12 protein-coding genes are annotated in these 9,853 nt (G+C 75.5%); all 12 read left to right on the top strand.

Going from position 1 to position 9,853, the window contains the following annotated elements:
• A partial coding sequence (locus tag ABZ885_RS29305) for a hypothetical protein (RefSeq protein WP_360194962.1) occupies window positions 1-241 on the top strand: 241 nt, incomplete at its 5' end.
• Window positions 242-442: 201 nt separating this feature from the next.
• A complete protein-coding gene (locus ABZ885_RS29310) occupies window positions 443-1,003 on the top strand; it encodes a hypothetical protein (protein WP_360194965.1) in 561 nt (186 codons plus the stop codon).
• 71 nt (window positions 1,004-1,074) lie between these two features.
• A complete protein-coding gene (locus ABZ885_RS29315) occupies window positions 1,075-1,926 on the top strand; it encodes a hypothetical protein (protein WP_360194968.1) in 852 nt (283 codons plus the stop codon).
• 115 nt (window positions 1,927-2,041) lie between these two features.
• Window positions 2,042-2,800 carry an SAF domain-containing protein gene (locus ABZ885_RS29320; protein ID WP_360194971.1) on the top strand — a complete coding sequence of 253 codons (759 nt, stop codon included), beginning with the start codon at window positions 2,042-2,044 and terminating at the stop codon, window positions 2,798-2,800.
• A gap of 1 nt (window position 2,801) precedes the next feature.
• Window positions 2,802-4,166 carry a hypothetical protein gene (locus tag ABZ885_RS29325; protein ID WP_360194974.1) on the top strand — a complete coding sequence of 455 codons (1,365 nt, stop codon included), beginning with the start codon at window positions 2,802-2,804 and terminating at the stop codon, window positions 4,164-4,166.
• Window positions 4,156-5,796 carry a CpaF/VirB11 family protein gene (locus tag ABZ885_RS29330; RefSeq protein WP_360194977.1) on the top strand — a complete coding sequence of 547 codons (1,641 nt, stop codon included), beginning with the start codon at window positions 4,156-4,158 and terminating at the stop codon, window positions 5,794-5,796. Before ABZ885_RS29325 ends, ABZ885_RS29330 begins: the two co-directional genes overlap by 11 nt.
• Complete coding sequence (locus tag ABZ885_RS29335; protein WP_360194980.1) at window positions 5,796-6,794, top strand: type II secretion system F family protein; 999 nt, start codon at window positions 5,796-5,798, stop codon at window positions 6,792-6,794. The genes ABZ885_RS29330 and ABZ885_RS29335 overlap by 1 nt, the downstream gene beginning before the upstream one ends.
• Window positions 6,791-7,669: a hypothetical protein gene (locus ABZ885_RS29340; protein WP_360194983.1), complete on the top strand. Its 879-nt coding sequence runs from the start codon at window positions 6,791-6,793 to the stop codon at window positions 7,667-7,669. The genes ABZ885_RS29335 and ABZ885_RS29340 overlap by 4 nt, the downstream gene beginning before the upstream one ends.
• A 69-nt stretch (window positions 7,670-7,738) precedes the next feature.
• Window positions 7,739-8,017, top strand: a complete 279-nt coding sequence (locus ABZ885_RS29345) for a hypothetical protein (protein WP_360194986.1) — start codon at window positions 7,739-7,741, stop codon at window positions 8,015-8,017.
• A gap of 35 nt (window positions 8,018-8,052) precedes the next feature.
• A complete protein-coding gene (locus tag ABZ885_RS29350; RefSeq protein WP_360194989.1) occupies window positions 8,053-8,424 on the top strand; it encodes a TadE/TadG family type IV pilus assembly protein in 372 nt (123 codons plus the stop codon).
• Complete coding sequence (locus ABZ885_RS29355; RefSeq protein ID WP_360194992.1) at window positions 8,421-8,924, top strand: TadE/TadG family type IV pilus assembly protein; 504 nt, start codon at window positions 8,421-8,423, stop codon at window positions 8,922-8,924. The genes ABZ885_RS29350 and ABZ885_RS29355 overlap by 4 nt, the downstream gene beginning before the upstream one ends.
• 259 nt (window positions 8,925-9,183) lie before the next feature.
• On the top strand, window positions 9,184-9,675 hold the full coding sequence (locus ABZ885_RS29360) for a hypothetical protein (RefSeq protein ID WP_360194995.1): 492 nt from the start codon (window positions 9,184-9,186) through the stop codon (window positions 9,673-9,675).
• Window positions 9,676-9,853: the final 178 nt, after the last annotated feature.

Raw genomic sequence — 9,853 nt, forward strand, 5'->3', positions numbered from 1 at the left:
CGTCTCTCCGCTCGACCTGCAACCGGCGGTCGCCGCCGTGCTCGACGGCGGCGGCCCGGAGGCCGGTGCCGCCCCCGGCGGGGCGTCCGGCGCCCGCCTGCTCGTCCCGCCGCAGGGCGGACGCCTGTTGATGCGCAATCGGGCCGCGGTTCGGGGCGCATTGGCCGGATTGTCGCTTTCCGAAGAACTGTTGGCCGTCCTGTGGCGCGAAAGTGCCCCGACCGATCCGCCTTCCGCGTAAGGTCAGGGGGCCCGGGGTGTTGCCGTGAAGGGGCGGGTTGGCGAAGAATCGATGCCCTCGCAGCAACACCGGCGGGACGGCGGAATTCTTCTGGCGGCCACGGACCACGGACGGGGTCGGTCGCGACGAGGTGGGGCGATGCGGCGGCGCGGAAATGTGTTGCGCCCTGGGGCGGTTGGGGTCGCTGGGCTGGTTTTGGCGATGCTGCTGAGCGCCTGTGCGGCCGGCGGTGACGGCGGTCCGGTGGATCGTCTCGGGACTACCGCTCCCCCTGGTGCGGAAGTGAACCCGGTAACTCCTTCGGGTGGTTCCGCAAACGTCGGGATCGCGCCGACCGACGGGCCCGAGGGGGCACAGGGGCGGCTGCTGCTGAAGACGTATCAGGACTGGTGGCAGGCCCAGGTGGAGGCCTACGGGCGGTCCGGTTCGGACGGTTCCGACCTCGAGGCGTACTCCTCCGGGACGGCCCTGCGCGACGCCCTCGTCAATCTCCGTCAGCTCCGTGACGCCAAGCTGGTGATGATCGGCGGTCCGCGGAATTCCCCGGTGGTGAAGACCGTCGACCTGAAGGCGGATCCGCAGACGGCCGTGATCGAGGACTGCCTCGATGTGACGGGCTGGCACCAGGCCGACGCCACCACGCACGCGGTAAAGGACCCACAACAGCGGCTGACCCGGTACATCGCGACCGTTTCGGCGCGGAAGTTCCAGACGCGTTGGCTGATCCAGGAGTTCAAGCGGGAGGTGGACCGAACATGCTGAAACCGGCACGGCGAATCGCTGTCCGCGGGTTGTTCTTCGCCGGAATGCTGTTATTCCCCGCGACACCGGCGATGGCGGACGAACCACCGGTCACGGGGGAGGTCACCCAGTGCACGGTCAACACGATCTGCGTGGGCGTGCACAAGCCGGGCAGTACGCCCACCCCCGCCGGCGGCGGGGGCGGCGGCGGGGGCGGCGCCGGGTCGCAGGTCTGCCAGTGGAACGGGCAGGACGTGGCCTGCCACGACCCGGCCTTCGGCTGGTTCAGCAGCACCAACGGCTGCTACTACCGGACCACCAGCCCGCAGCCCGGTCCGGAGGACCCGGTCTGGCAGGGCCACAAGCCGTCGGACGGCACCATCTACGACGTCACCTGCCTGTACAGCGACGGCTCGTTCGGCGCACCGCAGCCGACGTTCTTCGCCCAGGACCCCGCGCCGCCGCCGCCGGACCCGGCGAAGCTCGCCACCGACCTCTGGGGGAAGGTCCGGTTCCCCGAGGTGAAGCCGCGGTTCGCGCCGGCGGACACCAAGGTCGTGGGCGTGCCGGTCTGGCTCTGGCTGGACGAGTCCGCCGTGCCGGCCCCCGTGTCGGTGAGCGCCGGCGGTGTCACGGTGACGGTGACCCCGGAGCTGAAGTCGGTGGAGTGGGACCTCGGCGACAACCGGCCGGAGGTCTGCACCGGGCCCCAGGGCGCCGGGACGCCGTACGACCCCGCGTACGGCGCGGCCAAGTCGCCCACCTGCGGCCACGAGTTCCGCACCGGCTCGGCCGTGAAGCCGGGCGGGGTCTTCGACGGGACGGTCACGGTCAACTGGGTGGGCAGGGTCACCGTCAGCAACGGTCAGAACCTCCCCGACAAGAAGCTCTCCCTGCCGGCGTCCTTCACCGTGCGGGTGGCGGAGGTACAGGTCCTCAACTGACCGCGGCGGCGGTACGGCAGGGCGGCACGACAGCAGCACGGCAACGAGTCCGAACGACGTGGGAGGGGCCGGAACCCGGTGGAGAACCGTACAGACAGCGACCCCGGGGGTGGCCGTGACAGTGCCTGAGCAGGGGCCGGTGACCCCGCACGCCCCGGGGCGGACGCTCCGGGCGCGGCGGCGGCGGCCGGCGGTGCTGGCGATGGCGGTGGCGCTGATAGCCGCCGGCGGGCTGGGCGGCGCGGTGCTCTACAACAGCACCGGGCAGCGGGTCGCCGTGCTGGCGCTGGCCCGTGACGTCCCGTACGGGCAGGTGCTCACCGACGCGGACCTGGTGGTGGCGCGGATCGCGACCGACCCGGCGCTCAAGCCGGTGGCGGCCGCGGACCGCCGCGAGGCGGTCGGGCAGCGGGCCACCACCGACCTCAAGCGCGGGGCGCTGCTGCTGAAGGCGGACGTCGCCCAGACGCCGAACGTGCTGCCCGGCCAGCTCATCGTGGGCGTCTCGGCCAAGCGCACCCAGCTGCCGGCGACCAGGCTGCAGGCCGGGGTGCCGATCGTCGTCGTCTACACCCCGGACAACGGCCGGCCGGACTCGCTGAACGCGGTGGTCGTCACCGTCGGCCGGGTGGACACCGACGGCAGCCAGGTCGTGGACGTGGCGGTGCCCGCGGCGGACGCCTCCCGGCTGGCCGCCTGGGTGGCCGGCGGGCGGATCCAGGTGGTGCTGTCACCGCGCGGGGCGGGCGCCGGCCCCGCCACCGGGGCCCCCGCGCCCACCGGCACGGCCCCCGCGCCGTCCGGCACGGCCGCGCCGAACGCCACCGGTACCGGGACCGCGTCCGCCGCACCGCCCGGGGCGGGTGGGGCCTGAGATGGCGGTGATCGCGGTGGTCGGCGGCCCCGGGGCACCGGGGGCCACCACGACGGCGCTGGCGCTGCTGCTGGCCTGGCCGTTGCAGCCCGGGCGCCGGATCCTGCTCGTGGAGTGCGACCCGGACGGCGGCGCGGTGCTGGCCGGCGCACTGGAGGGCCGGGTCGAGGCGGTGTACGGGCTGCGCAACCTGGCCGTCGCGGACCGGCGCGGGCTGCTCGCCCAGACGCTCTGGGAGCAGCTGATCGACCTCTCGCCCGAGGGGAACGCCGAGCGGCTGCTGCTGCCCGGCCTCACCGACCCGACCCAGGCGCCCGGCCTCGCCTACACGTGGGAGCCGTTGATGGAGGTACTGCACGGGCTGGAACCCCAGGGCTACGACGTGATCCTGGACCTCGGCCGCTCCGGCGCCACCGGCACCAGCGCCGTGCTGGCCCGCCGGGCCGACGTGGTCGCGGTCACCGCGCGCACCACCCTGCGCGGGCTGAGCGCGGTCCGGCCGCGGCTGGCCTCGCTGGCCGAGGACCTCGCCGCGGCCGGCACCGGCGCGGACGCGCTGGGCCTGCTGCTGGTCGCCGAGGGGCCGTACTCGGGCGCGGAGGTCTCGCGCGAGTTCGGGCTGCCGGTGCTCGGGCTGCTGCCGCACGCGGTGCGCACCGCCCGGGTGCTCTCCGACGGTGGCGACATCACCGACCGGCGGTTCATCCGCTCGGAGCTGATGCGCACCGCCCGCTCGGCGGCGGACGAGGTGCAGCTGCTGGTGCGGCGCCGCCGGCAGCGGCTGGCGCCCACGGCCGCGCCGACGCCCGCGCAGCTCCCGGCCGCGCCCGCAGCCGGTACCGAGGTGACGGCACCGCAACCGCCGCAGCCCCAACCGCCGCAGCCGTACGGGCCGGTGCCGCCGGTGATCACCACCGGTCCGGTCGCGCCGCTGGCCGGGCTCGCACCGCAGCCGGCCGCGCCCGCGCCCTTCCCGGCACACGGCCGGCCGCAGCAGCCGGGCCCGTCGTACGAGCCGGGCTACGAGCCGGAGTACGCCCCGCAGCACGGACCGCAGTACGGCTCGCAGGACGGACCGGAGTACGGCGCGACGCAGCAGTACGGCGCACAGCAGCAGTACGGCGAGCAGCAGCAGTACGGCGCACCGGGGCAGTACGGCGCGCAGCCGTCGTACGGCCAGGAGCAGCCGTACGGCCAGGCGTCCGGGCCCGGGCCCGGGCCCGGGTCCGGGCTGCCGGGCGCCGCGGGGCCGGTGCCGGAGTACGGCCGCGTACAGCCGGAGGAGTACCGCCCGGCGGCGCCGTCGTACGGGCCCGGGACGCCGCAGCAGCACCTCACCTACGGGGAGGTACTCCGTGCGCGGTAGCCCCCTGAACCAGCACCCGGCGGCCGATCCGGCGGCGCTGCCCTGGGCGACGCCCCGGCCGGGGCCGGCCCAGCCCGTCCAGCCCGCCCCGCCCGGGCCGGTCACCCCGCCCGTCCCGCCGGCCCCGCAGCCGGCCCAGCCCGGCGGCTACCAGCCCGGCGCGTACCAGCCCGGCGGTGCGGCGACCCCGACCGCCGTGCCCTCCCAGCTGCCCACGCTCGACCGGCGCGGCGCCGGCACCCGGCCGGCCGTCGACCCGCAGGTGGCGCGCGAGCTCAAGCGCCAGGTCGCCGCCGAACTGCACCAGCAGATCACCCGCCTGACCGCCGCCTCCGGCTCCGAGCCGGACCGCGCGACCCGGCGCCAGCGCGGCCGGGCGCTGATCGAGGAGGCGGTCGCCCGCTGGTCCGACGCCTATGCGCAGACCCACGGCATCCCGCCCACCCGCGAGCAGGACCGCGCGCTCGCCGAGGCCGTCTTCGACCTGCTGTTCCGGGCCGGACGGCTCCAGCCGTACCTGGACGACCCGGAGATCGAGAACATCCTGATCAACGGCTGCGACGACGTCTGGGTCTCCCGCGTGCACCAACCCCTGCGCCAGGTCCCGCCGGTGGCCGACACCGACGCCGAACTGGTCGAACTGCTCCAGGACCTGGCCCGCCAGCACGGCGGCGGCGAGCGCAGCCTCTCCACCGCCAGCCCGACCCTGGCACTGCGCCTGGAGGGCGGCATGCGCCTCCAGGCGCTCACCGAGGTGACGCCGCGCCCGTACGTGGCGATCCGCCGGCACCGGGTGGCCTCGGCGACGCTGCCCGAAATGGTCCGGCTCGGCACCCTGGACGCCACCCTGGCCGCCTTCCTGGCCGCCGCGATCCGGGCCCGGAAGAACGTGATGATCACCGGCACCCAGGGCGTCGGCAAGACCAGCCTGCTGCGCGCGATGGCCGCCGAGATCCCGCCGGACGAGCGGATCGGAACCCTGGAGTCGGAGTTCGAGCTCTGGCTGCACACCCTCGGCCACCTGCGCCAGGTCGTCCCGATGGAGGCGCGGGAGGGCAACGGCGAGCGGGTCGAGGGCCGGATGGCCGGCGAGCTGACGATCGGTGACCTGATCCCGGCCGCGCTCCGGATGACGCTGTCGCGGATCATCGTCGGCGAGGTCCGCTCGGGCGAGGTCGTCCCGATGCTGCGCGTCATGACCAACGGCGAGGGCGGCTCGATGTGCACCCTGCACGCCCGCGGCCCGCACATGGTGGTCGACCGCATCGCCGAACTCTGCCTGGAGTACGGCTCGCACATGACCGACGCGCTCGCCTACCGGCTCACCGCCAACGCCGTCGACCTCATCGTGCACGTCTCGATGGTCGACGAGACGGCCGTCGGCGGCCGCCGCCACCGGTTCGTCTCGCACGTCCTGGAGGTGACCGGCCTCGGCGAGAGCGGCCGGCCCGCGCTGAACACCGTGTTCGGCCCGCGCCCCGACCTGGGCGAGCCGCGCGCCGTCCCGCACACCCCGCCGAACTGCCTGGACGACCTGCGCCGGGCCGGCTTCGATGCCGCGCTGCTCGGCTCCCGGTTCGGGAGCTGGGCCGAGCCGCTGCACCTGCGGATCGGCGGTGGCGCCCGGTGATGCTGCTCTTCGCCCTGTGCGGCCTGCTGGTCGCGCTCGGCCTGGTCGCCCTGGTGGTCTGGGCCCGCGGCAGCGCGCCCGGCGAGGAGGAGCCGGCCGACGGGTTGAACCCGCTGGCCGGCCGCCTCCACGTGTTCTGGTACGGCGCGCCCGGCACCGCCCCCGCCCGGGTGGTGCGGCTGCGCCGGATCCAGCTGCCGCTGGCCCTGGCCGGGGCGCCGCTCGGCTGGCTGTTCACCGGCATCCCGCTCACCGCGCTGCTGGTGCCGCTCGGCGTCTTCGGCCTGCCGTGGCTGTTCGACACCACCCGCCCGGACACCCACCGGATCGAACGCCTGGAGGCGCTCTCCGAGTGGACCCAGCGGATCGCGGACGTGCTGCTGCTCGGCGTCGGCCTCAACCAGGCCATCGTCACCAGCCGCCGCACCGCGCCCGCCGCGATCGAGGACGAGGTCGGCGAACTGGCCGCCCGGCTGCAGGCCCGCTGGCGGCCGGAGGAGGCGTTGCGCGCCTTCGCCGACAGCCTCGCCGACGCCACCGCCGACAAGGTGCTCGCCGCGCTGCTGCTGCGCGCCGGCGACAGCGGCCCCGGCCTGGCGCGGGCCCTTTCCGACATGGCCGACTCGGTGCGCGAGGAGGTCCGCCAGCGCCGCGCGATCGAGGCCGACCGGGCCAAGCACCGCACCACCATCCGCTGGCTGGTCGGCATCATCGTGCTGGTGGTGGTGCTCGGCTCGTTCAACTCCGAGTACACCGCGCCGTACGGCACCGTGCTGGGCCAGATCGTGCTCGCGGTGGTCGCCGCGCTGTTCGTGGCGATCATCGCCTGGATGCGGGCGCTGGCCTCGCACCCGCCGGTTCCGCGGCTGCTGGAGGCCGACCGGCGCAGCCGGGTGGGCGGGCGCCGCCGGTCCGGCCGGCAGGCCGGTGGCGGGCCGGGCGAGGGCGGCCAGGACACCCCGGCCGACGAGCAGGCACTCCTCGGGGAGGCACGATGATCTCCCCGTGGTCCGTGCTGGCCGGCGCCGCCGCGGCCGGCGGCGTCGCCCTGCTGATCGCCGAACTCCGGCCCGCGCCGCCGGACCTGGGCCAGGCGCTGGACCGGCTGCACCGCACGCCCGCCGACCGGACGCCGGACCCGGACGAGCGGCCGCGCTGGTTCGACCGGATCGGAGAGCGCTCGGTGGGCCTGCGCGGCGTGCGCGTCCCCCACCGCGAGCTGTCGCTGATCGGCCGCAGCCCGGCCCGGTTCATGGCGCACAAGCTGCTGTTCGCCGTGATCGGCCTAGTGCTGCCCGCCTACCTCGGGGCGATGGCCGTCCTGCTGGACATGGGACTGCCGTTCGCGCTTCCGCTGGTGGTAGGGCCGCTGCTGGGCGGGCTGTTCTGGTTCGTCCCGGACGCCATCGTGCGCGGCGAGGCGAAGGAGGCGCGCACCGAGTACCTGCACGGCATCGCCGCCTACCTGGAGCTGGTCGCCCTGGAGCGGGCCGCCGACCTCGGGCCCGCCGAGGCGCTGCGCCGCGCCGCCTCGGTCGGGCGCGGACCGGTCTTCCGCCGGATCCGGGACGCCCTGGACCGCGCCGCCACCGACCGGCTGCCCCCCTGGGCCGGCCTGGACGCGCTCGCCGCCGACCTCGGGCTGACCCCGCTGCAGGACGTCGCCGACATCATGCGGCTCTCCGGCACCGACGGCGCCGCCGTCTACGACACCCTGCGGGCCCGCGCCAAGGGCCTGCGCGGCGAACTGCTCGCCGAGGACCTGGCCCGCGCCAACGCCGACAGCGAGCGGATGGTCGCGCCCGGGGCCGCCCTGACCCTGCTGATGACCGTCCTGATCGTCTTCCCCGCGCTCCACCAGATGCTCGCCTGAGCAGGTCCTGCGGTACCCGACCCGCCCGGCCGGCGGCCGACACCACACCCCAACCCCCGGGAGACCCCGATGTCCGACCAGTTGAAGTCCCTGGCAGGCCGGCTGATCCGGCCCACGCTGCTGCCCGTCCAGTTCGCGCTGCTGCTCTTCCAGTTCCGGGCCGGCCGGCTGAAGGCCGCCCGGGCGCGCGGCGACCGCGGTGCGATCAGCATCGAACTCGCCCTCGCCATCATCGCGTTGGTGTTCGTCGCGGGCGCCGTCGCGGTGGCCCTGTACGCGCTGAAGGACAAGGTCGTGAAGAAGGTCGAGCAGGACCCGAACCTCCCGGGTGCGGGCGCGGCCACGTGAGGAACCGACCCCGTCGCCGGGACGACCGCGGATCGATGAGCCTGAGCCTGGCCATCGTCTTCCCGGTCGTCCTGGTGCTGATCCTGCTCGTCGTCCAGGTGTCGCTGTGGTGGTACTACCGCCAGGTCGCGCTCACCGCCGCCCGCGAGGGCGTGGACGCCGGACGCGTGCAGGGCGGCCGTGACGACGGGGCCAAGAACGCGGCGGCGGAGCGGCAGGCCGGGGACTTCCTCGGCCGGCAGGGCGTCCGCAGCTACGACGTCAGGACCGGGGGCAGCACGCCGGAGCTGATCCGGGTGACGGTCGAGCTGACCGCGCCGTCGGTCGTCCCGTTCCTCAGGACCCCGGTCGTCCAGTCCGCCGAGGCGCCGCGGGAGCGGTTCCTGCCGCCGGAGGCGGGGCCGTGACGCGCGCGGCGGCGGCGGGGGCGGCCGGGGTGGTCCGGTGGGCCCGGCGGGCCGCCGTCCGGCGGGCGGCCCGGTCACGGCGCGGGCGGGACGGTGGCGGGGTGGCGATCGAGGCGGCGATCGTCGTGCCCGGCGTCGTCGCGCTGATCCTGGTCGCCGTCGCCGCCGGCCGGGTGCAGACCGCGGCCGGCACCGTGGAGGCGGCCGCCCGTTCGGCCGCCCGGACGGCCTCGCTGGCGCGCAGTGCCGACGGGATGGACGACCTGGTGGAGCGGACCGCCACGGCCACCCTCCGGCAGCAGGGGGTGGACTGCGTGCGGACCGACGTCAGCTGGAAGCCGGACACCCTGCGCAGCAACGGGGCCGACCTGGCCACCGTCGAGGTGACCGTGGTGTGCGAGGTGCCCCTGGGCGACCTGGTGCCCGGCGGCGTCGCACCCGGGACGAAGACGCTCAGCGGCAGCTTCGTCTCGGTGGTGGACCGCTACCGGGGCGGGTGAGACGGGCGGTGCGGACGAGGTTTCCGGGCGGGGATTGGGGACGGCCCGGGCGGGGGAGACGCAAGCGGAGAGCTCCCGGGGGACGGCGGACACGAGGCGGAGCGGTCCCGGTGGGGACCGGTGGGGAGACGAACGTGCGGGAGGGGGCGTGATGGCGCACGGGCCCGGGGGAGAACGGCCGCGGCGCCGTGGCGTCGGGTGGCCGGAGGCGCGGCGGAGGACCGCCGGCGCGCGGGGTGCCCTCGCGCGGGGTGTACTCGTGCAGGGTGTCCGGGGCGGGGGTGTCCTTGCGCGGGGTGTCCGGGGCGGGGGTGCCCGGGGAGCCGGTGCCGGGGGCCGGTCGGACGAGGGCTCCACCGCCATCTTCGTCGCGATCTGCGCCGCCTTCCTGGTCCTGGTGATCGCCCTGGTCGTGGACGCCGGCGGCCGGCTGCGCGTCGCCGAACGCACCGACGCCTACGCCCAGGAGGCCGCCCGGGTCGCCGGCCAGCAGCTCGACGAGGCCGCCGTGCTGCGCGGCGAGGGCTACAAGGTCCAGGAGAAGTTCCTCCGGGACGCCGCCGACAGCTACCTCGCGCTGTACCACCTGAAGGCCGCGGACGTGACGTTCTCGTCCGACAGGACGGTCGTCACCGTCACGGTGAAGGCCGAGTACAAGCCGGCCCTGCTGGGCGAGCTCGGCAAGCAGAAGGTCACGGGCCAGGGGAGTGCCACCCTCGTCCACGGAGTCAAGAAAGCGGAGACCGACTGATGGTCGCGCCACGTGCCAAGGACCAAGCCCGCGCCGGACGTCCGGCCCGCGGCGGGCCCGCCCGCCCGGCGGCCGCCCCGGCGTCGCCGCTTCCGGTGACCCTGCCGGGCGGCGAGCAGTTGATCGTGCCGTTCACCTCGAACTTCAAGAGCGAACCGGTCGACTGTTCAGCAGGCGG

Source organism: Kitasatospora sp. NPDC047058 (assembly GCF_040643935.1).
In the GTDB taxonomy this organism is placed as follows: Bacteria; Actinomycetota; Actinomycetes; order Streptomycetales; family Streptomycetaceae; genus Kitasatospora.

Coding starts and splice junctions, on each gene's coding strand:
- ABZ885_RS29310 (WP_360194965.1), top strand. CDS start 443: ATGCTGCTGAGCGCCTGTGCGGCCGGCGGTGACGGCGGTCCGGTGGAT.
- ABZ885_RS29315 (WP_360194968.1), top strand. CDS start 1,075: ATGGCGGACGAACCACCGGTCACGGGGGAGGTCACCCAGTGCACGGTC.
- ABZ885_RS29325 (WP_360194974.1), top strand. CDS start 2,802: ATGGCGGTGATCGCGGTGGTCGGCGGCCCCGGGGCACCGGGGGCCACC.
- ABZ885_RS29335 (WP_360194980.1), top strand. CDS start 5,796: ATGCTGCTCTTCGCCCTGTGCGGCCTGCTGGTCGCGCTCGGCCTGGTC.
- ABZ885_RS29340 (WP_360194983.1), top strand. CDS start 6,791: ATGATCTCCCCGTGGTCCGTGCTGGCCGGCGCCGCCGCGGCCGGCGGC.
- ABZ885_RS29345 (WP_360194986.1), top strand. CDS start 7,739: ATGTCCGACCAGTTGAAGTCCCTGGCAGGCCGGCTGATCCGGCCCACG.
- ABZ885_RS29350 (WP_360194989.1), top strand. CDS start 8,053: ATGAGCCTGAGCCTGGCCATCGTCTTCCCGGTCGTCCTGGTGCTGATC.